This is a genomic window from Alterinioella sp. (assembly GCF_058343375.1).
In genome coordinates this window covers 1-24,056 of record NZ_JBTUJH010000057.1, presented here as the reverse complement: position 1 = coordinate 24,056, position 24,056 = coordinate 1, and the positions used below count along the sequence as shown (strand labels likewise).

Genomic DNA, 24,056 nt, shown 5'->3' with positions numbered 1-24,056 from the left:
GGCATAAAGAAGATCCTGCGGTGATCGCGCGCCATAAACCAGCGTCAGGCCGGCATAGTCCTTGCGGTGTTCCAGCACATGGTAGATTGCCGGCCGCAATGGGGCGAGCCCGAGCCCGCCGGCAACAAAGACGATATGGCGCCCGGTCTCAGCCGCAATCGGCCAGCCGGCACCGAAGGGTCCGCGAACGCCCACCATGTCGCCATCTTCAAGCGCGCTAAGAGCCGCCGATACGGCCCCGACCGACCGGATGGTGTGAACAAGGCGGTCCGGTCTGGCCGGATCGCCGGAGATCGAGATCGCCGCCTCGCCGATGCCGAAGGCATAGAGCATGTTGAACTGGCCCGGTTGGAACCCGGGCATGGGCCCGTCCAGCGGTTTGAGCTCCATCGTGGTCACGCCGTCCAGTTCGCTCCAGGCGCGCCGAACGCGGTAGCGCCGCGGCAACATCGGGTCCGGCTGTTCGATCCGCGCCATCACGCCGGGCCACTCCCCGGTCCGTAAAGATCCAGAAGCTGCAGGCGCAACGTGCGCAGCCGAAGCGCCATATGCGGCAGCAGGTGGCTGAACATCTGATATCCCAGCACCGGGTTGTCGTCGCATTTTTTGCGGATGCAGTCGGCCCCCAGACTGACCGCGCGAATATCGGTCAGCGCGCGGGCATCGGACATGTGCCGGTAGGGGGGCACCATCCAGGACCAGCCCAGCACATCGCCGGGGTGCAATGTCTCGACGATGATCGGTGCCCGTTCCGGGGTTGCGATTTCGACCGCGACGTCGCCGTAGCGAAGGACAAAGACCTTATCGGCCGGATCGTCCTCGGCAAAGATCCTGTCACCGGCGTGGAAATGCTCGTTGCGGGCGCAGCCGACAAGCAGCGCCAGCGTCTCCGCGTCGAAATTCCGAAACACCGGGTGGTTTGACAGAAGCTCTTCGATACCGTGGGTGCGCATGTTCTCAATCCCCGCTCTTGTCAGGCGGGTCCGCGAACAGGGCGGCCTCCGCTGTGATGTCGATGCCGACCGGGCACCAGGCAATGCACCGGCCACAACCGACGCAGCCCGATGTTGCGAACTGGTCGTGCCAGGTCGACAGTTTGTGGGTCATCCATTGCCGGAAACGCGACGATGTCGAGCGCCGGATCGGGCCACCGTGAACATAGCTGAAATCGGCCGAAAAGCAGCTGTCCCAACTGCGCCAGCGTTCGGTGTGTTCGCCGGTCAGGTCGTTGATATCGGTGACGTCGGAACAAAAACAGGTCGGGCAGGCAAGCGTGCAATTCGCGCAGCTCAGACAGCGATCGGCCACCGCATCCCATTGCGGATGGTCGAGGTTCTCGCGCAGCAGCGCCGGGATGTTTGCCACCATATGCCGGGTCTGGGCATCGGCGGCGTTGCGGGTTGCGGCCTGTGCGGCCTCCAGATGCCGCTGTTGCGGCTTTTGCACTTCAAGACGGTTCAGGATCGCGGCACCACGTGCGCTGCCGCATTCGACCAGGAACGCACCCTTTTCGCTTTCGTCCAGCTCGGTCAATGCCAGGTCAAACCCGTCATCGGCGCGCGGGCCGGTATTCATCGAGGCGCAAAAACAGGTGGCCGCCGAGCGCGCGCATTGCACCGCGACAATCAGGGTCTGCGCGCGGCGGTGGCAATAGCCGGGATCGGAAAACTCGCCATTGTCGAACACCCGATCCTGCACCGCCATGGCAGCGATCTCGCAGGAGCGCACACCAAAAAAGGCGGTTTTCGGCCAGGTCTCGGTGGCCACTTCAAGGTCAAACCCATCCGCCGTCTTCTGCGCTGACCAGAGTTTCTGGCGCGCCGGGAACAGCCATTTCTTCCAGCTTTGCGGGCCCACCACATAGTCGAACCAGCGCCCGTCGCGGCCCTGGCGCAGCCGGTAGTGGCCGCCTTCCTGTTCGTCGGTGACCCCTCGGGGAAGATCGCCGGGTTCTGAAATCTCGTCATAGACGATCGCACCATCACCCAGGCGTGGGCCGATGACGCGCCAGCCATCGTCGATCAGCGCCTGGACAAGCGCGCCGGGGTCACGGATCGTAACGGTCGTTCCTGCATGGTGAGACATGACAGATGTTTTCTCCTTCAACCTGAAACCCACGGGGGTGGGGGGCGGTCCGGCATCGGCATCACGCCCCGGCACGGCGCTTTTCACATGTCCTCGGGCACCATCTTGATCGCCCCGCACGGGCATTCGGTTGCGCAGATCCCGCACCCTTTGCAATAATCCAGATCAATCTGGAACCGGTTGCCCGGCCCAAGCTTGATCACCGCGTTATCGGGGCAGACGCCATAGCAATTGTCGCATTCGAAACAATTGCCGCAAGACAGGCAGCGGCGCGCCTCGAAAAGCGCATTGTCTTCGGTCAGGCCCTGTGCGACCTCCTCGAATCCCGATTGCCGCCGCAAGATCGAAAGCTGGCCCTGAATCTGCTTCGGCGCGTCATCATAATACCAGGTATTGAGAGTGTCGAATGTGGCAATCTCGGCCGTTTGCGGCTTTTCGAACCGGCTGCCCCGCAACCATGCGTCGATGTTGTTCGCGGCCTTCTTGCCGTGGCCGATGGCGACCGTGACCGTGCGTTCGGACGGAACCATGTCGCCGCCGGCGAACAAACCTTCGCGGCCGGTCATCATCTGCGGGTCGACCGCCACAACCCCGTCATGCGCAAGCTTGACCCCCGGCACCCGGTTCAGGAACCCGGTATCGACATCCTGCCCCAGCGCCAGCACCAGCGTATCGGCCTCCAGCGTTTCGAATTCGCCGGTCGGCTGAGGCCGTCCGTCGGCATCGATCTGCATCTTTTCCACGGTGAATGTGGTCGCGTCGATCTGCTTGATGGTCCTGAGCCAGTGGATCAGAACGCCTTCTTCCTCGGCCTCGCGGGCCTCGAAATCATGCGCGGGCATTTCCTTTCGCGTTCGGCGATAGACAATCATCGCCTCCTCGGCACCCAGCCGCTTGGCGGTGCGCGCGACATCCATCGCGGTATTGCCGCCGCCATAGACAATCACCCGGCGGCCCAGCTGCGGTGGCTCGGCACCGACCTCCATTTCGCGCAGCAGGCTCACCGCATCAAGGATGCGCCCCGCCGCGTGGGCGGGTATCTCGGTGCGCCTGGCCAGATGCGCGCCGACCGCGACGAAGACCGCGTCGAACCCGTCATCCGCGAAGGCCGCTTCGATATCATCGACCGTTGTGTTCAGTTCAAGCGTGATCCCGGTGGCAATGATCCGGTCAATTTCGGCGTCCAGAACATCGCGGGGCAGGCGGTATTTCGGAATGCCGAAGCGCATCATGCCGCCGGCCATCGGCCCGGCCTCGCGGATCGTCACCGCATGGCCAAGGCGGGTCAGATGATAGGCGGCGGATAATCCGCTGGGGCCGGCCCCGATGACCAGAACCCGTTTGCCGCTGGGGCTGGTGTCAAAAGCCGGGGTCAGCCCGTGCTGTATCGCATAATCGCCCAGGAACCGTTCCACGGAATGGATGCTGACAGCATCGTCAAGCTGGGCCCGGTTGCAGGCGGTTTCGCAGCTATGATAGCAGACCCGGCCCATCACCGCCGGCATCGGATTGTCCTGCATCAGGGCTTGCCAGGCGGCGGCATAATCGCCGCCTTCGGCGTGATAGAGCCAGTTCTGGATATTCTCACCCGCCGGGCAGGCATGGTTGCACGGTGGCAGCCGGTCGACATAGACCGGCCGTGACGTGCGCCATGATCCGGTGTGATTTTGCAGGCTGGTTCCGGGATCGAGGGTGATGGCGAAGGGATGCGGTTTCAAGGTCATGTCCCGTCCTTTGCCGGCAAAAGATCGTATATCGCGATATTGGCGTCGGCGATGCGCTGGATCGCGTCGATGGTTTCGCGATCCTCGGTCCCTTTCCTGAAGAGATGCGCGAAACGCCGTTGCAGCCGCAAGTAGTCTTCGACCGGCACCTGGCGCCGGATCTTGCCGGATGAAACCACCGCGCCATGTTCGGCCTCGAACAGCGGAAAGAGGCCGCATTCGACCGCAAGCCGGGCGATCAGAACGGTGTTTTCCGAGGCCGATCCCCAGCCGAGCGGGCAGGGCACGAAAATGTGGATATAGCGGGCACCGCGGATCTCCATTGCGCGTGCGACCTTGGCTTCGAGGTCATGCAGATGGGCGACGCTTGCGGTTGCGACATAGGGAATATTATGGGCCATGGCGATCCGGGGCATGTATTTGCCGGTGCCGAACACGTTGCCCGGCGCGTCACCCAATGCAGGCGTGGTGGCGGTTCGCGCCGCCGGCGGCGTGGCCGAGGAGCGCTGCACGCCGGTATTCATGTAAGCCTCGTTATCGTAGCAGATATAGAGCACATCATCATTGCGCTCGAACATGCCTGACAGGCAGCCAAAGCCGATATCCGTGGTGCCGCCATCGCCGCCCTGGGCCACGACGCGCACATCGGCTTTGCCCCGCATCCGCAGCCCTGCCGCGACCCCGGTGGCGACCGCAGGCGCATTGCCGAACACCGAATGCAGCCAGGGGATCTGCCAGGACGTTTCGGGATATGGCGTGGTGAAAACCTCAAGGCAGCCGGTCGCGTTGACGGCCATCAGCTTGCCGCCCGACGCCCGCATCGCCGCGTCCAGTGCAAAGCGTGCGCCCAGGGCTTCGCCGCAGCCCTGACAGGCGCGGTGGCCCGATGTGATGGTGTTTGAGCGTTCCATCGACGCCTGCACGGTGCGGCCATCCTCCGCCATCAGCCGGTTGCCCACGGTTCGGGTTCCGGTCTGATAGAACCTGATCTTTTGAGGCGCGGTTTTTTCGGTCATGGCTTTGCGTCCTCATTGGGGGGAACCCGGCGCACAAGCCCCGGATTGAGCGCCCTGAGCAGGTTTTCCGCGATTGGCCCGGATTCGCGCATTCCGGCAGCCCGGGCGATCTGCGCGCCGACCGCCTCGCGGTTGAGATCCAGAAAGGTGACGTCATCAAGCGCCTGGCTGGCGGCGCGGCGGAACACATCGGTCAGCGACGCGCGGGTGATCGGCCGCCCGCCAAGCCCCGCGATCACGGTGAGGACGGGCATTGCCTCGCCGCGCAGCGCCATCCGCACATTGGACGCCAGAATGCCGCCCAGGCCGGGTGCCAGGCTTTTCTCGACACAGATGATGCGGTCGGCACCGGCCAGCAGGTCGTGCAGTTCGGCCAGCGGGAACGGCCGGAACGAACCGATGGTCACGCAGCCGATGCGGACCCCTGCCGCGCGTTCGGCATCGACGACATCCTTGATGGTGCCGTTCACCGAACCCAATGCGACGACGATGGTTTCGGCATCTTCGCAACGATAGGGGCGCAGCAGACCGCCCGAGGCGCGGCCAAAGGCGGTTTCGAATTCCGCCGCGATACGGGGAATGACCTCAAGTGCGTCGACCTGTTTCTGATGCGCGAGATAGCGCACCTCGGTAAAGGCCTCCGGGCCGACCATGGCACCGATCGAATAGGGGTTGTCGATGTCGAGCTGCTGCACCGGCACAAAGGGCGGCAGATAATCGTCAACCTCTGCCTGCGTCGGAATGTCGAGACGTTCATAGGCATGTGTCAGGATGAAACCATCGACGCAGACCATGACCGGGCAGGACAGTTCCTCGGCAAGACGAAAGGCCTGGATATGCAGGTCGGCCGCTTCCTGGTTGGTTTCGGCATAAAGCTGAATCCAGCCGGCATCCTTCAGCGCCATGCTGTCGGAATGGTCGTTCCAGATGTTGATCGGCGCACCGATCGCCCGGTTGCCTACGGTCATCACGATGGGCAGCCCCAGACCGGCGGCGTTATAGACGGCCTCGGCCATGAACAAGAGCCCCTGGCTGGCAGTGGCGGTGTAGGCCCGCGCGCCGACCGCAGAGGCACCGATTGCCACCGACAGCGCCGCAAATTCGGATTCGACATTGATGAATTCGCAGTTCTCCAGATCGCCGGTCCTGACCAGCGCGCCGACGCCTTCCACGATATGGGTCTGCGGCGTGATCGGATAGGCGCAGACCACCTGCGGCCGACACAGGGCCACCGCCTCGGCTATCGCTTGTGATCCTTCGATCTGTCTGAGCATGTCTGATGTCCTCAGCTGGAAAGCACGGCTTCATAGGTTTCGCGCGCGGCGGCGGCATTGGCGTCACCGACCGGACCGGCAAATTTCTCATGGATGGCGTCAAGCACCGCAGCGATGCCCAGGGCCTGTGTCAGCGCCACGAAACCGCCCAGCAGAGCGGCATTCGCGACCGGGCGCCCGGTGTGGCGCAGGGCGATCTCTGTCGCCCCGACACAGGCAACATGGCCCTGCGGCAACGCCGCGGCAAAATCACCGATCCCGAGGGCCCGAACGTCGCGCCTGGAATTGATCAAAAGGAAACCATCCGGCTTGAGACCGGCAAACACATCAACCGAATGCAACAATGTCGGATCCTGGATGATCAGCGCATCGGGATCCATGATCGGTTCGCGGAGCCTGATTTCGGTGTCGGCCAGGCGACAATATGAAGCGACGGGTGCCCCCATGCGTTCCGAGCCGAAACTGGGAAATGCCTGCGCATGCCTGCCCTCGTCAAAGGCCGCCACGGACAGCAATTCGGCGGCGGTCACGACACCCTGCCCACCCCGCCCATGCAACCGCATCTCAAACACGCGCCCCCCCCCGTCTGCCGCCCAGTTTGGCAGTCGCATCGCGGCTTTCATTGATATGCATCAAGGCGCAGGGCGATTTGGTCTAACGCATTGATAAAGCCTGTTATTTGCGGCATTCAATGCGCCGCTGCCAGCCTGTCCCGGTAATTCCGGCCGTCGCCCCCGCGCGCAGCCAGGAGCGCTTGACATGGACATTCGTAATTCTACAATTCGTATCGAGATCTCGAAAATGCATCGCTCAGGCGAACAAAGCCGGTCTCTCGTTGATATGGATCAATGATGGCGCGGACGGTTCCCTGTATCCCTTGAGCTGTCTGAAAATGTCCGTCCCCGATGCAGAGACTGGCGAAAACGACCATGTGTCGGGGCTACGGCCTGGAGAGAGCGGTTTCGGCTCAGCGCATTAGCCATGGTGAGACGTTGCCGTCCAAGTTTGAGTTGGGGGGACGAATCATGCCCGAATCCGAATTCCTGAGTGCCCGCAAGACCGAGCCTCGCTCGCCCCGTCGCCATGATGGGCAGCCGATCTTTCGTCATGTTCTGGCCTGTGTGAATGGCTCTGCCGCCTCGCGGGCCGCATTGGCCCATGCTGCGGCGATCGCATCGGCGACCGGTGCGCGCCTGACCGCGATGCGGGTGCTGGAGCCGCCGGCGGAGCAGGTGTCAACCGATCCGGTCGAATGGCGGCTGCGCCTTCGCGATGCCGAGGTGGAGCTGAAACGCGACCTGCTGGAATGTGCTGATTCCGATGCCAAAGCCGTGGTGATCAGCGGACAGGCCGCCGAATGCATCTGCGCCTGGGCCCGCGACAATGGCGTCGATCTGACGGTTCTGGCCGCGACCGACGATAGCAACTGGCCGTTTTCCGGGCTGGGCGGCACCGCGCGTCGTGTGGCGGAGGCGACCAACAGTTCGGTGCTTCTGGTGCCTCGATCAGAATCTGGCGATGCCACCATACGCTACCGGCGGGTGATGGCACCGCTGGACGGTTCGCCGCGGTCGGAATGCGCCTTGCCGATCACGATGGCGATCGCCGCCGCCCATGAGGCCGAAGTCGTGCTTGTCCATGCGGCACCAAATATCGAGCTTACCGAAATCGGGCCGGTCGAGGCGGAGGCCGTCGCGCTGCGCGACCAACTGCGCCACCGCAACGAACTGGTTGCCGAAAAATACTTCAGGCAGGTGAAATCCCGCTTGCCGCCCAGGCCGGCCGCGACACGGACGCGGGTGCTGGCGAGCGGAGATCCGCGCCATGCGCTGGCGCGGGCCGCGGTGGCGGACCGTTCCGACATCATTATTCTGTGCTCCACGGGTCTCGGCGCGCATCCGGATCTTTCCATGGGCAGCGTCGCCGAATACCTGATCAGCCATGCCGACAAGCCCATTCTTCTCGTCCGAACGAACGAGGGGACGCTGCCGCAGACATATCGGCGTGCCGAGGACGCGCCGGCAGTGAGACTGCCGGGCCGCGCGTTGAATTGACGTCCGATGCCGAACCGGACGGCGCGCTGGCGCTTGTCCAGGCGGCCCTGCGGCTGCATCATGACATTGACGGAAACCGACCCGGCCCGGTGCCGGTCTTGCGCGAGATTTCAGCGATTATCCCCTGGCTGGGTCGGGCCCGCCAGATTTGTGCCGCGCCGCCGCATCATGCCGCCAAGGCCGCCGAGTGGCTGCTGGACAATGAATTTCACGTGCGGCGCGCCGTCCGGCAGGTGCAAGAGGACATGCCAGCCGCCTTCTTTCGCCGGCTTCCCGCCCTCGCCGCAGCCCAATACCGGGGAATTCCGAGGGTCATGGCTTTGGCCCGGGGGTTTCTGGATGCTGCGCATATGCAGGTCAGCATCACCGGAATGGCCGAGTTTGTCACCGCCTATCAGCAAAAAGGGCCGTTGACGATCGCCGAGCTGTGGGCCTTTCCCGCGATGCTGCGCCTCGCCTGCCTGGAAACACTGGTGCATGCATTTGACGATCTTCTGCCCGATCTCGCAGCACCGTTCGGGCGGACGCCCGGGCGGCTTGCGCATGAGGCGCTTGACCCGACCGAGGCGGTATCGCGCGCGATTTCGGCACTCATGGCGGTGTCGAACACGTCCTGGAAGGTGTTCTTTGAAAAGGTCAGCCGGGTCGAGGCGATCTTGCGGGATGACCCTGCCGGAATATACCAGGAAATGGATTTCGATACGCGCGACCGGTATCGCAAGGCTGTCGAGGAGATTGCCGCCGGAGGCCGGGTTTCTGAGTGGAGCGTGGCTGAAACCGCGCTGAAACTCGCGCGGTCGCATGCCGGGGCACCGCGCCGGGGCCATGTCGGATGCTGGCTGGTCGCCGAGGGGCGGGCCGAATTGGAGCGGGCCGTCGGTTTTCGGGTTCCGCCCGTTGCGGCGCTGCGCCGATGGGCGCTGGCGCATGCCGGCATCAGCTATGGCGCGGCATTGGCCGGGTTCGCCATTGCCGCGCTCGCCCTTCCGATCGGGCTTCTGGTCTATTTCGAGGCGGGTATCGCGGCCTGGGTGGTCGGGCTGCTATTGTCGCTCATGCCGGCGATGATTATCAGCGTCACGGTCACGCAATGGATCGTCACGCAACAGGTGCCGCCGCGTGTATTGCCGAAGATGGATGTCGAACGCGGCCTTGGCGCGGATATGGCTGCGGCGCTGGTGATGCCGGTGATTCTGCGCGACCGGGGCGATGTCGCGCCGTTGATCGAGCGGCTGGAGACGCATTGGCTGTCCAATCCGGACCCGCTGATCCGCATGGCGCTGCTGAGTGACCTGCCCGACGCCGATGCCGAGCGTGTGCCCGAAGATGCGCTGATCGAGGCGGCTCTGGTTGCCGGTATCCGCGGCCTGAACGCGCGCTATCCCGATCAGGCCCCGTTCGTGCTGCTGCATCGGGCACGACGCTGGAACCCGGTTGATCGGATCTGGATGGGGTGGGAACGCAAGCGCGGCAAGCTGGAAGAATTCGCCGGCTTCATCCTGGGCCACCTGCCCGATGCCTTTGCCCTGCGCGAGGGTGACATTGGCGCGCTTGGCGGGATCCGCTTCGTCGTCACGCTTGACGCCGACACCACGGCACCGCCGGGCGCGGTAAACCGGCTCATTGGCACTCTGGCCCATCCGCTGAACCGGGTGGAATTCGACCCGGTGTCGGGAAAGCCGCTATGCGGTTACACGTTTGTTCAGCCCAGGGTCGAAATTTCGCCCGGCGCGGGGGCGCGTTCGCTGTTTACCCGGCTTTATACCGGCGACACGGCGATCGACATCTACAGCCGCGCTGCGTCAGATATCTATCAAGATCTGTTCGGCGAAGGCATATTCACCGGCAAGGGGGCCTTTGACGTCGAAGCCTACCATGGCTGCATCTGTTCGAATGTGCCGGAAAATGCGCTGCTTAGCCACGACCTGTTCGAGGGCCTTCACGGGCGCGCGGCACTGGCCAGCGACATCGTTTTTTATGAAGATTTCCCGTCGAATTACCTTGCCTATGCCCGCCGCGCCCATCGTTGGATCCGCGGCGACTGGCAGCTTCTGCCCTGGCTTGCCGGGTCGGTGCCGGACCGCCGCGGCGGTCGTCGGCCCGGCCGCCTGTCGGCGCTGGACCGCTGGAAGGTCTTCGACAATCTGCGCCGCAGCCTGATCCCACCCGCGCTGGTCGCCTTTGCCGCGGCCGGATGGCTGATGTTGCCGGGGCAGGCCCTGATCTGGACGGCGATGACCATCGCGGCACCGGGCGCGTATCTGTTCACCGAGCTGGTGACCAATCTGGCGCGCGGGCGCCGCCGGAACACCGCACGCGCCACGCTGCGCAGGCTGGCGGATCATGGCGGGCGCTGGTTGCTTGCCATCGTCTTCATGGCGCATGAGGCCGTGCATGCAATGGATGCGATCATGCGGACGCTGTGGCGGGTCTATGTCTCGCGGCGGCGCTTGCTGGAGTGGGTTTCGGCGGCTCATTCGGCGGCGCAGGTTTCGGAACGACGGCTCGGGATCTGGTCCGAGATGATCTCGGCACCGGTGCTCTCGGTTGCGCTGGCGCTGATCCTCGCCCTGGTCGACCCTGTCGGCCTGCCGGGTGCCGCGCCGCTTTTGCTGCTGTGGTTCCTTTCGCCCGAAATCGCCCGACTGATAAGCCGACCGCGACAAACAGTGGCCGAGAGGCTGGGAGCAGAGGACCGGCTATACCTGCGCCAGGTCGCGCGGCGGACCTGGCTGTTTTTCGAGACCTTCGCCGGACCCGACGACAACTGGCTGCCGCCCGACAACTATCAGACCAGCCCGCACGAGGAGACCGCGCATCGCAGTTCTCCGACCAATGTCGGCATGCTGTTTCTCTCGTCCTTGACCGCCTGGGATCTGGGCCATATCGACCTGCGCGAATTCACCACACGGATGACTTTCGCGCTTGATGCGCTTGACCGGCTTGAAAGCCATGCCGGTCATACCCTCAACTGGTTCGACACGAAATCGCTCAAGTCGCTCGAGCCGCGCTACGTCTCGACAGTCGATAGCGGCAATCTGGCGGTGAGCCTTGTTGCGCTGAGCGAAGGTTGCCGCGCGGCGGCCCGGGGCCCGGCGATGTCGCCCGCGCTGTGGAGCGGCCTCGCCGATGAGATGCGTTTGTTGCGCGCGGCCCTGTCCGCCCTGCCCGAGACGGATCGGGGTGCCCTCTGCAAGCGGCTCGACGCGATTATTGCCCGGCTGCCCGAGATCCAAAGCGCGCCGGAAACCTGGCGGGCGGCGCTGGCCGGGTTTGGCACCGGCGACTGGCAAGACGTGCAGAGGCTGCTGACGCAATCGCTCGACAAGGAGGGCCTGAGCGATCCGCATGAGGTGCTTCTCTGGCTGGAGCGCGCCAATCATCGCCTGGCGTCGATGCAGCGTGATATCGACGCGCTGGAACCCTGGCTTTCTCTGGCGGCCACGCCACCTGCCGGACCTGGCGCGGTGCAGCATCTTCTTGAGGCGCTGCCCGGTCCCGACTGCCCGCTCGACGAGATCGCGGCAAGGATCGGCCGCGCCCGGCTGGCGCTGTCGGATCTGGCATCCGGCGATGCCGACAGCCGAGGCTGGATCAAACAGATGAATGCGGCGCTCGACCAGGGGGCGGCCCATAGCGCCGAGCTTTGCGACAGCATCAACAGCATCGCCGTGCGGGCGCGGGCGCGGGCCTTTGGCATGGATTTCCGGCCGCTTTACGACATGTCGACCAAGACGTTCTTCATTGGCTACAATCTGGGTTCGGAGCGCCCCGATCAGCACCATTACGACCTGCTGGCCAGCGAGGCGCGGCTGGCAAGCTATTTCGCGATCGCCAAACGCGATGTGCCGGTCGAACACTGGTTCCATCTTGGACGGCCCATCGCCGAGGCGGGTGGCGCGCTTACGGCCTTGTCCTGGAACGGGTCGATGTTCGAATACCTGATGCCGACGCTGTTGTTGCCCAGCGATGCCGGGCGGCTTTTGGGGCAGAGCGAACGGGCCGCCGTTGCCGCGCAGCGGCGCTATGGCGAAAAGCTCGGCCTGCCCTGGGGCGTGTCCGAATCCGGCTACGCCGCCCGCGACGCCGCGCATCGGTATCAATACCAGGCCTTTGGCGTGCCCGGTCTTGGCCTGAAACGCGGCCTGGCCGAGGATTACGTGGTCGCCCCCTATGCCAGCGCGCTGGCGCTGGCGGTCGCGCCGGTCGCGGCGGCACGCAACCTGCGTCGGCTGGAGGCGCTTGGCCTGTGCGGTCGATACGGCTTTTTCGAAGCGGCGGATTTCACTCCGGACCGGCGCCCGGATCAGGGGGGTTTTACGCCGGTGCGGTCTTTCATGGCCCACCATCAGGGCATGATCCTGGCAGCGATCGGAAATGTTCTGAACGACAACATCCACGTCCGGCGGTTCGGGGCCGAGGCGCATATGCGCGCGACCGAATTGCTGTTGCAGGAGCGGGTGCCCTGGGAATTCCCTCCCGAACAGGCGACAGAGCCGGAAACCGACACGCCCGACCTTGCCCGCGCGCCGACGCCGGTGTTGCAGGACTGGCCCGCGCCGGACCATCCGACGCCACAGCTTCACGTCATCGGCAATGGCAGTCTCGCATCCTGGATCACCGATACCGGCGGCGGTGCGCTCAGCTGGCGCGGCCAGGCGTTGACGCGATGGACAGGCGATGCCGGCAGCCGCGTCGGCGACACGCGGATCTATCTCTGCGAGCGTGAAAATGCGGCGGTCTGGTCGCTTGGCGGAGGCCGGTCGGACGCCTCGGAAGAGATACGTTTTCACGCCCATAAGGCGGTGTTTCACGACCGCGTCGATGGTCTGTCGGCCAGTCTGGAAATCGCGATCGCGCCGGGCGACGATGTGGAGTTTCGCACCATTACCCTTTTCAACCACAGCGACCGGACGCGCGAGATTGATCTGACCAGCTACAGCGAGGTGGTGCTGGCACCGATGGCCGCCCATGACCGGCACCCGGCGTTCAGCAAGCTCTTTGTCCGCAGCGAGCGTCTGGACGCGCTGAACGCATTGCTGTTCACCCGACGCCCGCGGCGACCGTCGGACCGGCCGCCGGTTCTGGTTCACCGGCTGCTGACCGCCGATGCCGCCGCGATGCCCGCCGGTTTCGAGACCGACCGCAGGGCGTTCCTTGGCCGCCATGGCGATACCGAACGGCCGCCGGGCGCGACCGGCGCGCTGGCGGGCGGCGCGGGGTGGACGCTTGATCCGGTGATGGCGCTGCGGGCGCGGATCGTTCTGGCCCCGGGGGCGCGCACGCAGGTGGCCTTCGTGACGGTCGCCGCAGGGTCGCGCGAAACCGCGATCGAGATCGCCGAACGCTACGCGACGATGTCTGCGCTGGAATGGGCGCTGGAAGATGCGCGGCGTTCCGCGGCGCTTGAGGCGCACCGTCTGGGTCTCGATTCGCGGGCATTGGCCGGGGCGCAGGCGCTGTGTTGCGATCTCGTCTTTCCGCGCCCGCCCGCGCAGGTGCTTGCGGTCGCCACCAAAACCGGCCTTCCGGCCCAGCCGCAATTGTGGAGCATGGGCCTGTCCGGGGATCTGCCGATCATGCTGGTTCGAGTGCTGGACGATAGCAAAGCCCGGCTGCTGCCGGCGGCTGTCCAGGCGCATCAGTGGTGGCGGCGGCGCGGCCTTCGCGTTGATCTGGTGATCCTGCGCGAAGGCGCTTCGGGCTATCAGGAGCCGATCCGCGAAGATCTGGCCACGGCGTTGCGTGAGGCTGGCAACGCCGACGGGCTTGGAGGGCCGGGGGGGGTTCATCTTATCGCCGCAGACCGGCTTGGCGCGCCCGAGCGGAGGGCGCTTGAGGCGGCGGCGCGGCTATCGCTTGACGGCGCGGCGCAGGCGCTTGGCGATGCGGTGACTTTGCTGCGACCGGTGCGCGCCGCACCGCCGCGTTTTCAGCCGGTCGGGCCGCCACCCGAGCCTGCGCCCGCGCCCGAACTTGCGCGGCCAACCGATCTCATCTTTGACAACGGCTATGGCGGCTTCGCGCCGGATGGCGATTATGTGATTCATCTTGCGGGCGGGCGCCGGACCCCGGCCCCCTGGTGCAATGTCCTGGCCAATGAAAGCTTCGGGTCGATCGTGTCGGAGGCGGGGCTGGGTTTTACCTGGTGCATCAACAGTGGCGAGCATCGCCTTACGCCCTGGTCGAATGATCCGCTGCTGGATCCGCAGGCCGAGGCTCTGTATTTGCGGGACGAGGAAACCGCGAAGATCTGGACCCCGACACCGCTTCCGGCGGGCGGCAACGGTTCTTGCCGGATCCGCCACCATCCGGGGGTGACGACCTGGCACCGCAACGGCGAAGGCCTTGAGCAGAGTCTCACTGTCTTTGTCCCTCCCGAGGCTCCGGTAAAGCTGGTGCTTCTGAGCCTGACCAATTCGGGCGATCGCGGGCGCCGGTTCACGGCCACCTATTACGCCGAATGGCTGCTTGGCGCGCTGGCCAGCGCGGCGCGGGCGCATGTGGTTTGCGGCTATGATGCCGAAAGCCGCGCCCTGATTGCGCGCAATGGATGGAATCCCGAATTCGGCGACCGCACGGGTTTTCTTGCCGCCAGCCGCCCACCCCATAGCCTGACCTGCGACCGCGCGGCGTTTCTTGGCCACCGGGGTGATCCCGCCCGCCCGGCCGGTCTGACGGCCTGGAGCCTGGACGGAACGCTGGACGGCACCGCCGATCCTTGCGCGGCGTTTCAGGTTCATATAGATCTCGCGCCCGGCGCGACCGAGGACGTGGTTTTCGTGCTGGGCGAGGGCAGCGACCCTGCCGAAGCCGCCCGGCTGGCCGCGCATTGGAGCGATGTCGGCAGGGTGAAACAGGCGCTGGCCGCGAACCGGGCCGTCTGGCAGGAGCGGCTGGGTGCCGTCACCGTCCGAACGCCGGACCCGGCCTTTGACCTGATGGTCAACCGGTGGCTGGTAAACCAGACCATCGCTTCGCGCATTTTTGCGCGGGCCGGGTTTCACCAGGCCGGCGGTGCCTTTGGGTTCCGCGACCAGCTTCAGGACATGATGGCGCTTTTGTTGATTGATCCGCAGCGGGTGCGGGCGCATATTCTCGACTGCGCCTCGCGCCAGTTCGAAGAGGGCGATGTGCTGCACTGGTGGCATCCGCCTTCGGGCCGGGGCGTGCGGACGCGCTGTTCGGATGATCTGCTGTGGCTGGTCTATGCCACCGGTCGCTATGTCAGTGCGACCGGCGATGCCTCCATCCTGGCCGAGACCGTGCCGTTTCTGTCCGCCCCGCCACTGGCGGAGAATGAGGAAGACCGCTACGCCCAATTTGACTCCGGGGCCGAGCCGGCGACGCTGTTCGAACATTGCCAGCGGGCGCTGGAACATGGCGTTACATCGGGGGCCCACGGATTGCCGCTGATCGGGACCGGCGACTGGAACGATGGCATGGATCGGGTCGGCAATGAGGGGCGTGGCGAAAGCGTCTGGCTTGGCTGGTTCGCGGCCGTCTGCGCCGATGCCTTTGCCGATATCGCGGCCGAGATCGGGCAGCCCCATCTGGAAGGGCTTTGGCGGTCCCGGGCAAAGGGCCTTCGCCGTGCCGCCGACGCGGCCGGTTGGGACGGCGATTGGTATGCCCGCGCCTTTGCCGATGACGGCCAGCCCTGGGGCTCGAAGGAATGCGATGAATGCCAGATCGACAGCATAGCCCAGTCCTGGGCGGCGCTTGCCGAGGGGCCTTCATCTGAACGAAGCGCAGCCGCGGTCGCTGCGGCGACGGCGCGGCTGGTTGATCGCGACGCACGGCTTGTGCGCCTGCTTGCGCCGCCCTTTGATCAAACACCGCGCGATCCGGGATATATCCGCGCCTATCCGCCGGGCGTGCGCGAAAACGGCGGCCAGTATACCCATGCCGCCGCATGGCTGGGTCTGGCGCATGCGAAACTGGGGGATGGCGACAGTGCCTATGCGATTTTCGATCTGATCAATCCTGTGCGCCGCAGCGCCGGGCCGGATGGCGCAGAGCTTTACCGCGGCGAACCCTATGTCCTGCCCGCCGATGTGCGTGGTGCCGAACCCGGGATCGGCGAAGCCGGGTGGACATGGTATACAGGGGCCTCTGGCTGGGCGTGGCAACTCGCCATTCACGGCATTTTCGGTCTTGGCCTGCACCGCGGGCAGCTTACGATTTCGCCTCGGCTGCCGAAGCAATGGGGGGGGGCCGAGATCCGGGTCAAAGGACCCGACGGGACGCTGATTGTCAGCATCGAAGACCCCGATAATCTGGGCAGCGGCCAGGTTGATCTTGCGGTCGATGGCCTGCCGGTCGATGCGGATCACATCGCCTTTCCGACCGATGGTGCCACGCGGCGCGTTACCGCGCGTCTGCGGCTGGCGGCAACGCCATGACACCCGGTGGCACGACCAAAGGGTCCCCGCATGTCATGGCGGGCCGGCCACCGGGTGGCAGATGCGCGCCATGAGCCACGCCACAGCAGAGCCGGGCGGGCCCGCGCATCGCCTGCGCCCGATCCCGGCAACGTCATTCCCGAAGACGCCAGCAATATGGAGGCGCTGCTGGTGCCCGGCTATTGGCGGTATTGCCGGCACCGTCTTGCCTGCCTGCACACCCGACAAGGACGCGTTTGCCGGATATTCCAGGGGGTCTGAACAGCCGACGGTTTGCGCGCCTCGTTGACCGAGATCAAGGCGGTCGACGGCAATATCGCCCAGTATCGCCCAAGCCCAAGCCCAAGATCGCCCAAACTCAAGATCGCCCAAACTCAAGATCGTAGGAGCAAGAGATGACCGCACTGGATCGCCAACTGATATGGTTCGAGGATGTTTCGCTCGGTGATGTGGGCCTGGTGGGCGGCAAGAACGCGTCTCTGGGCGAGATGATCGGGGCATTGCAATCGCGTGGCATCCGGGTGCCGGGCGGTTTTGCGACCACGGCGAAGGCGTTTTGGTCATTTCTGGCGGCCAATGACCTTGACGCAGTCATTGCCGAGCGCCTCGATGCGCTGGCGAAGGGCCGCATCAGCCTGCACATGGCGGGAACCGAGATCCGGGCGGCCATCATCGCCGGCGACTGGCCACAGGAGACCGAAGCAGATATCCGCGCCGCCTATGATGAACTTGCGCGGCGCGCGGGCCGCCCGGACCCTTCGGTCGCGGTCCGTTCGAGCGCGACAGCCGAGGATCTTCCCGATGCCAGCTTTGCCGGCCAGCAGGAGACCTTCCTGAATGTTCGCGGCGCGGATGCGCTTTTGAACGCCTGTCGGCGCTGCTACGCATCGCTTTTCACCGACCGGGCGATCACCTATCGCAAGCTGAAGGGTTTCGATCGCGAAAAGGTGGCGCTTTCGGTCGGTGTGCAGATGATGGTGCGCTCGGATATCAGCGGATCGGGGGTGATGTTCTCGATCGACACCGAGTCGGGCTTCGACAAGACCGTGCTGATAAATGCCGCCTGGGGTCTGGGGGAGACCGTGGTGCAGGGCACCGTCGATCCGGATGAATATCAGGTCTACAAGCCCTTTCTCGACAATCCCGATCTGGTTCCGATCGTCGCCAAATCGCTTGGCGCGAAAGAAAGGAAGATGATCTATTCCAAGCTGGCCGAAGGCCCGACCCGGACGGTCCCGACCGCCAGGGCCGAGAGAGAAGCCTTTGTCCTGAATGACCAGGAGATACTGGAACTGGCCCGCTATGCCTGCATCATCGAAGACCATTATGGTCAGGCGATGGACATGGAATGGGCCAAGGATGGCGAGACGGGAGAGTTGCACATCGTTCAGGCGCGGCCCGAGACCGTGCAGTCGCGGTCGGATGTCGGCGCGATCAGAACCTACAGGTTGAAATCTGCCGGGAAAAAGATCGTCGAGGGTCTCAGCGTCGGTGAGGCGGTGGCGACAGGCGAGGTTTGCCTGTTGGATTCCGCCGCCGATATCGACCGTTTCGTTGATGGCGCGATCCTGGTCACCGCGAATACCGATCCTGACTGGGTGCCGGTGATGAAGCGCGCCGCAGCAATCATCACCGATCACGGCGGGCGCACCTCACATGCCGCGATTGTCAGCCGCGAACTTGGGCTGCCCGCAATCGTGGGCACCGGTAACGCAACACATCTGCTGCATGACGGGCAGGAGGTTACGGTCTCCTGCGCCGAGGGCGATCACGGCTATGTCTATTCCGGCATCGCCGAATACGAGATCAACGAGGTCAAGCTCGATGTCGTGCCGAAGACCCGCACCAAGGTCATGCTGAATATTGCAGACCCCGCCGCCGCGGCGCGGTGGTGGCGGCTGCCGGTTGACGGGGTTGGGCTGGCGCGAATGGAGTTTGTGATCAACAACGCGATCCGGGTCCACCCGCTGGCGCTGGCGCGGTTTGACGATTTGCGCGATGAGGCCGTGCGCGACGAGATCACGCGACTGACCCGCGGGTATGAGAACCGGACCGATTATTTCGTCGACAAGCTTGCCATGGGCCTGTCGCGCATCGCGGCCACCTGGTTTCCGCATCCGACAATTGTGCGGATGAGTGATTTCAAGACCAATGAATATGCAGAGCTTCTGGGGGGGCGTCAGTTCGAGCCACATGAGGAAAACCCGATGATCGGGTTCCGCGGCGCGTCACGATATTACTCGGATGCCTATCGCGACGGGTTCGCGCTGGAATGCCGGGCGATCCGCCGGTTGCGCGAAGAGATGGGGTTTCGCAATGTCATCGTGATGATCCCGTTTTGCCGGTCCCCCGAGGAGGCCGACAAGGTTCTGGCCGAAATGGCCGCGAACGGGTTGGAGCGCGGCGTCAACGGTCTTGAGATCTACGTGATGTGCGAAATTCCGTCGAACGTTATTCTGGCCGAGCAATTCGCCAAGCGGTTCGACGGGTTCTCGATCGGGTCGAACGATCTGACGCAGTTGACCCTCGGCATCGACAGAGACAGCGAAGCGCTGTCCGATCTGTTTCGCGAACGTGATCCTGCCGTGCTCTGGATGATCGAGACGGTGATCAGGCGGGGCCATGAGGCGGGCGCGAAGGTCGGCCTGTGCGGTCAGGCCCCCAGCGACGACCCGGAATTCGCGCGCCTCCTGGTTGCCGCCGGGATCGACACGATCTCGGTCACTCCGGACAGTTTTCTGACCGTGAAATCACACGTCGCCGCAGCCGAGAAGGATATGAGTTGAAAGGCCCCGCGGCGCGGCCCCGCGACCATCTCGACCTGCGATGCCGGATTGTTTTCAGAGGCCGCCCCACCGGGCTGGCCGATTGCGGTTCGCAAAGAGAATTCCCTGTCGCGGCGCAGCCATGGCACCGCCTCCACCCCTGACCGGTCATCAGCCGAGCGCGGATCTCAGCGCGGCGATCACCCGGTCCTGTTTGTCATCGTCCAGCCCAAAGTAGAGCGGGATCGAAAGCGCGCGGTCGTAATACCATTCGGAGACCGGGAAATCACCGCGCCGGAAACCGAGATTCTGATAATAGGGCTGTGTATGGACGGGTTGGTAATGCACGTTGACGCCGATATTGGCGGCCCGCAGATGATCAAACACCGCGCGCCGGGTGCGGTTGGTCTTGTCGGTATCAATCAGGATCGGGTAAAGATGCAGCGCTGATCGGCTGTCGGGGCTTTGCCAGGGCCGGACAAGCGGCAGATCGGCCAGAAGATCATCATAGCGCCGGGCCATTTTTCGACGATGGGCCACAAAATCAGTCAGTCGCCCCAGCTGCGTCACGCCAAGCGCTGCCTGCATCTCGGTCATCCGGTAGTTCAGCCCCAGGGCGACCTGATCATATTCCCAGGGCTCTGCGTCCTGACGCTCCATCAGGGCCGGATCACGGGTCACGCCATGGCTGCGGAACAGGCCCATGCGGTCGGCCAGCGCCTTGTCTTTCGTGGTGGCAACGCCGCCCTCGGCGGTGGTGATGATCTTGACCGGGTGAAAGCTGAAAACGGCAATGTCGGAATAGGGGCAGGCCCCGATGGGTTGGCCCCTATAGCTGGCACCGATGCAATGGCTGGCATCCTCGATCACCTTGATGCCATGCGCCCGCGCAATCGCCCCGATACGCTTCATATCCGCCGATTGCCCGGCAAAGTGAACCGGGATCAGGATATCGGGAATGCGGCCGCCCCGGGCCAGCCTGGCGGCAAGCGCATCGGGGTCCATGCAGTAATCATCGGCCCCGATATCGACAAAATCCACATCGGCCCCGCAAAGCCGGGCAACATTGGCGCTGGCGACAAAGGTGTTGGGCACGGTCCAGACCAGCCCGCCGGGTTTCAACCCAAGCGCCAGACAGGCGATATGCAGCGCCGAGGTGGCAGAGTTTACCGCAACCGCATGCGCGACCTCGCAGGCGGTGGAAATCGCCGCCTCGAATGCCGGCACCTGCGGGCCCTGGGTCAGGTAATCAGAGCGCAGGACATCGACCACCGCGGCGATATCCTCGTCCGAGATATCCTGCCGCCCATAGGGGATGAAACCTGCCTCCGACATCAGAAATGGCCGATGGTTTCGGCGTTCTCGTCGATCCAACCGGCCAGGGCCTCAACCGACATCCAGTCCGGATTGCCATCCGAGGTATAGGCAAACCCGTCTGGCACCTTTACCCCGTTCTTGATGCGCACCGGGTCGTTTGACCAGTTGTTGATGGCAGGCAGGATCTTGAAATGTTTGTCATATTCATAGGTATGCGGCGCGTCTTCCTCACCGATCATCTGTTCATGCAGTTTTTCACCGGGGCGGATGCCCACAACCTCATGGCTGAACCCCGGCACCGCCGCCGCCGCGATATCGAGGATGTTCATTGACGGGATCTTTTTCACATAGATCTCACCGCCGACCATATCTTCAAAGGCGTGCCAGACTAGTTCAACCCCTTGCGGCAGGGTGATCATGAACCGGGTCATGCGGGGGTCGGTGATCGGCAGCTTGCGCCCGGGCTTGATGGATTTGAAGAACGGAATGACCGATCCGCGCGAGCCCATGACATTGCCATAACGCACCACCGAAAAACGGCAGCCTTCGGCCCCGGCATAGGAATTGCCGGAAACAAAGAGCTTGTCGGAAGCCAGTTTGGTCGCGCCATAAAGATTGATCGGTGACGACGCCTTGTCGGTGCTCAGCGCCACGCATTTCTTGACGCCCTTGTCGATGCAGGCATCAATCAGGTTCATCGCCCCGTTGATATTGGTCTTGACGCATTCGAACGGATTATATTCCGCCGTCGGCACGATCTTGGTGGCGGCGGCGTGAACAACGTAATCGACCCCATCCAGGGCGCGATACAGCCGATCCCGGTCGCGCACATCGCCGATGAAAAACCGCACCCGCGGATCATCGCCATATCTTTTGGCCATGTCCCACTGTTTCATCTCGTCGCGCGAATAGATGATCAGCCGGGCGGGGTCGTATTTTTCCAGCGTCATGGGCACGAAATGCGACCCGAATGACCCGGTGCCGCCGGTCAGCAGGATAGAGGCGTGTTTTTCCATGAAAATGCTCGTCAATTTGGTTTGTCTCGCGTTCTTGCAGGGAATGGTGCCGGGATCAAGCCACGCACCCCAAACCCCCTTGCAAAGGCACCAAACCCCGGCTATTTCGCCCATCACGGTCGGAGTGTAGCTCAGCTTGGTAGAGCACTGTCTTCGGGAGGCAGGGGTCGGAGGTTCGAATCCTCTCACTCCGACCAAAATATCAAATACTTATCGACATCGCACATGTCCCATTTGGCGTAGTATTTTGGCAGTCGCCAAGAAACCCGCTCACAATCGCCATTTTGCATTGTCGAGAGCCGCCGCCGTGGCGGCCTGAAAATCCGGGTGATGGTGCAGGTACACGCTCTCCAATGTCTGGATTGATGTCCCGAAAAACCCGGCGGCATCGGCCAATGGCACGCCCGCCTGCATCGCCCAGGTGATGGCGGTGTGTTTCAGAGTGTGCGGGGTGGCGCGTACACCGGCCTTTTCGCAAACCGTTCGCCACGCCGTCTTGATCGATGCCACCCGACTGCCTCGGTATTCAACGACCCAGCCTCCACTGCCTCCCGCAGCCCTCTTCCAGCGCCGCGCCGCCCGAAGGAGCTTCTGAGGCATCCGGGCTGGCGGGCGGCGCTTTGCGGTCTCACGCATTTCCTCGGCTTTCCGGTAGAGCACCCCTCGCTCAACGTCGATATATCCGCCTCCTGGGTGCGGATCGAAGCGCAGGCTCAGGATCGCTTCCTTGCGGGTGCCTGTGTAGACGGCGACCAGAATGAAGCGCGCGATGTGCCGAGTGCGCGGGTTCGCTCGGGCCGCTCGAATGAGCGCCGCTACTTCGCTCCGCGTGAGCCAGCGTTCGGTGGGGGCCTTCTTTTCTGGAAGCGCAACTACAGGCGCGCGCGTGAGGTACCCTTCGGCCGCGCAGTAGTTCAACGCCGCCTGCAGGCAGCCCAGCTCGCGCCTGGTCGTTCCGCGCCCGGCTGGTCTCTCGCGATCCGTTCCTGCATACACCACCCGCTCTCGGGCATACCGCCGACAGGCCGCAGCGGTGACGGCACCGACAGGAGTGTCGCCCCACCAGAAAACCAGCGCGGAAATCGCGTGACCAATGCGTGCGGGATCGGCGACATGCGGCGCGTGCTGTTCACCATAGATGGCGAGCACCTCCGCTACACTTATCCGGTCTGGTTCAGAGGGACCACCCGAGCGCTCGCGTTCGACGAGATAGGCCGCGAGCATCGCTTCAGCCTGTCGGCGATCTGTCGTGCCTGTCCGACGCTGGGTCTTGCCGTCGATGATGATGAATTTTCCGCCGTCGGTTGGTCGGGCGTAAAGGCGGACACCTTTGCTGGGACGCGACATAGTTCAATCAACCTCTCCAGATCGTCCGGATGAAGACGGAGCGCTCTCCCCACCCGGATCAACAAACCATGTTTCTCCGCCGCATCGCGCAGAGATTTAGCTGGCAAGTCAAGCTGTTCTGCCGCCGCCTCGATTTTCAAGAGTCGTGTGGGCATACCGCGACCTCGCGCTGGTCGGCCACCTTCACTGGTGACAACGTGGTGCCGTTTTGCTGTTTCTGAAGCGTTACATTCATGCGAGCCGACTCCTCGACAACTGATGGCCGTTTGAATCCATCGCGTTCTTGGCGGCGTTTTTTTTATGGCTGGCGTGAATTCGCTCCATGATCCACCTTACGACAGGCACCGCCATGGAATTTCCAAGCGCCTTGTATCTTGGGCCGTCCGCCGCCAACCGCAGTGCTTCTTCCTCGCTGAGATCAGGATATTCGGATCGCAGATAAGTTAGCTCTTCATTCAGATCCCTGAGCGCGCGTTTCCGATCGCGCCGGATCAGCGTGTGATCATCTTCCAATAACGCTTGCCCAACCGCCTCATCCCGACGCTCCCTGACCCCGGCCCGGCGCATCGGCGCGTCGTAGGTGTTGTGGCAACGCTGGCACCAGGCGCGCAGGTTTTCGCGGCTGCAGTTTTCCGGCTGGTGGTCGAGATGGGCCACGGTCAGCACCACCTTTGACCCGGTGACAGGGTGCGGCTTGCCGTTTTCGGCGCGGCAGTCGGGATAGGCTGGCGAGCCCTCGCAGAGGTTGCCAGCCGCGGCGCGGACCTGTGCCGAGATCGCAGGCCAGTCTGCCGGATATCGCTTGCGGTTTTCCGGGCGGATGGGCATCAGCGCGCCTCCTTCAAAACCCGTTTCACCGCGCTGATCACGGTTTGGTAGAACGTTTTCGAGGGCTCGCCGCCTTCCAGAAATTCAAAGCGGATCATCGAATCGGCGGGCCGCATGATGGTGATCGTGGTGGTGCCCTTGTTGATGATCGCCGCATGCGCGATCGCGTCCTGCACGCCCTGCCCGAGCGTTTCCCGGAAATCAGGGCGGTCCTGATCTTCCTCG

The 24,056-nt window shown here is 64.0% G+C and carries 16 protein-coding genes and 1 tRNA gene; 5 read left to right on the top strand and 12 right to left on the bottom strand.

Translation table 11 applies throughout. The annotated features are described in order from the left end of the window. The 7 genes from ACW8PS_RS08885 to ACW8PS_RS08855 all read right to left on the bottom strand — a co-directional run. The coding region (locus ACW8PS_RS08885) for a ferredoxin reductase domain-containing protein (protein WP_491527010.1) at positions 1-477 on the bottom strand (477 nt) is incomplete at its 3' end. After that, entirely contained in the window at positions 477-953 is a 477-nt protein-coding gene (locus ACW8PS_RS08880; RefSeq protein ID WP_491527009.1) for a cyclic nucleotide-binding domain-containing protein, read from the bottom strand. The genes ACW8PS_RS08885 and ACW8PS_RS08880, both read right to left, overlap by 1 nt. A gap of 4 nt (positions 954-957) precedes the next feature. Beyond that, a complete protein-coding gene (locus tag ACW8PS_RS08875; protein WP_491527008.1) occupies positions 958-2,085 on the bottom strand; it encodes a 4Fe-4S dicluster domain-containing protein in 1,128 nt (375 codons plus the stop codon). A gap of 83 nt (positions 2,086-2,168) precedes the next feature. Then, positions 2,169-3,809 (bottom strand): NAD(P)-binding protein, encoded by a 1,641-nt coding sequence (locus ACW8PS_RS08870; RefSeq protein ID WP_491527007.1) that lies wholly within the window; start codon positions 3,807-3,809, stop codon positions 2,169-2,171. Beyond that, on the bottom strand, positions 3,806-4,825 hold the full coding sequence (locus ACW8PS_RS08865) for a thiamine pyrophosphate-dependent enzyme (protein WP_491527006.1): 1,020 nt from the start codon (positions 4,823-4,825) through the stop codon (positions 3,806-3,808). The genes ACW8PS_RS08870 and ACW8PS_RS08865 overlap by 4 nt, the downstream gene beginning before the upstream one ends. Next, positions 4,822-6,099: a pyruvate ferredoxin oxidoreductase gene (gene porA / locus ACW8PS_RS08860; protein WP_491527005.1), complete on the bottom strand. Its 1,278-nt coding sequence runs from the start codon at positions 6,097-6,099 to the stop codon at positions 4,822-4,824. The genes ACW8PS_RS08865 and porA overlap by 4 nt, the downstream gene beginning before the upstream one ends. A gap of 11 nt (positions 6,100-6,110) precedes the next feature. Further along, positions 6,111-6,710 carry a 2-oxoacid:acceptor oxidoreductase family protein gene (locus ACW8PS_RS08855; RefSeq protein WP_491527004.1) on the bottom strand — a complete coding sequence of 200 codons (600 nt, stop codon included), beginning with the start codon at positions 6,708-6,710 and terminating at the stop codon, positions 6,111-6,113. Positions 6,711-7,004: 294 nt separating this feature from the next. Between ACW8PS_RS08855 and ACW8PS_RS08850 the strand changes: the two genes are divergently transcribed. The 4 genes from ACW8PS_RS08850 to ppsA all read left to right on the top strand — a co-directional run bounded on the left by ACW8PS_RS08850 (position 7,005) and on the right by ppsA (position 19,344). Next, complete coding sequence (locus ACW8PS_RS08850) at positions 7,005-8,153, top strand: universal stress protein (RefSeq protein WP_491527003.1); 1,149 nt, start codon at positions 7,005-7,007, stop codon at positions 8,151-8,153. Continuing rightward, on the top strand, positions 8,150-16,558 hold the full coding sequence (locus ACW8PS_RS08845; RefSeq protein ID WP_491527002.1) for a GH36-type glycosyl hydrolase domain-containing protein: 8,409 nt from the start codon (positions 8,150-8,152) through the stop codon (positions 16,556-16,558). Before ACW8PS_RS08850 ends, ACW8PS_RS08845 begins: the two co-directional genes overlap by 4 nt. Before the next feature lie 30 nt (positions 16,559-16,588). Then, positions 16,589-16,819, top strand: coding sequence for a hypothetical protein (locus ACW8PS_RS08840; RefSeq protein ID WP_491527001.1), 231 nt, complete (start codon positions 16,589-16,591; stop codon positions 16,817-16,819). Between the two features lie 134 nt (positions 16,820-16,953). Then, positions 16,954-19,344, top strand: a complete 2,391-nt coding sequence (gene ppsA, locus ACW8PS_RS08835) for a phosphoenolpyruvate synthase (RefSeq protein ID WP_491526999.1) — start codon at positions 16,954-16,956, stop codon at positions 19,342-19,344. Between the two features lie 150 nt (positions 19,345-19,494). Here ppsA and pseC read toward each other — a convergent pair whose 3' ends face one another. Both pseC and pseB read right to left on the bottom strand, forming a co-directional pair. Then, positions 19,495-20,658 (bottom strand): UDP-4-amino-4,6-dideoxy-N-acetyl-beta-L-altrosamine transaminase, encoded by a 1,164-nt coding sequence (gene pseC / locus ACW8PS_RS08830; protein WP_491526998.1) that lies wholly within the window; start codon positions 20,656-20,658, stop codon positions 19,495-19,497. Further along, positions 20,658-21,656: a UDP-N-acetylglucosamine 4,6-dehydratase (inverting) gene (gene pseB, locus ACW8PS_RS08825; RefSeq protein WP_491526997.1), complete on the bottom strand. Its 999-nt coding sequence runs from the start codon at positions 21,654-21,656 to the stop codon at positions 20,658-20,660. Before pseB ends, pseC begins: the two co-directional genes overlap by 1 nt. 120 nt (positions 21,657-21,776) lie before the next feature. Here pseB and ACW8PS_RS08820 point away from each other — a divergent pair. After that, positions 21,777-21,853 (top strand) — tRNA-Pro (locus tag ACW8PS_RS08820). A gap of 73 nt (positions 21,854-21,926) precedes the next feature. Here the strand turns inward: ACW8PS_RS08820 and ACW8PS_RS08815 are convergent. The 3 genes from ACW8PS_RS08815 to ACW8PS_RS08805 form a co-directional block, all read right to left on the bottom strand. Continuing rightward, on the bottom strand, positions 21,927-23,003 hold the full coding sequence (locus tag ACW8PS_RS08815; protein ID WP_491526996.1) for a tyrosine-type recombinase/integrase: 1,077 nt from the start codon (positions 23,001-23,003) through the stop codon (positions 21,927-21,929). A gap of 231 nt (positions 23,004-23,234) precedes the next feature. After that, on the bottom strand, positions 23,235-23,831 hold the full coding sequence (locus tag ACW8PS_RS08810; RefSeq protein WP_491526995.1) for a hypothetical protein: 597 nt from the start codon (positions 23,829-23,831) through the stop codon (positions 23,235-23,237). Next, positions 23,831-24,056, bottom strand: a 226-nt coding sequence (locus ACW8PS_RS08805; protein WP_491526994.1) for a hypothetical protein, incomplete at its 5' end; no start/stop codon positions are given. The genes ACW8PS_RS08810 and ACW8PS_RS08805, both read right to left, overlap by 1 nt.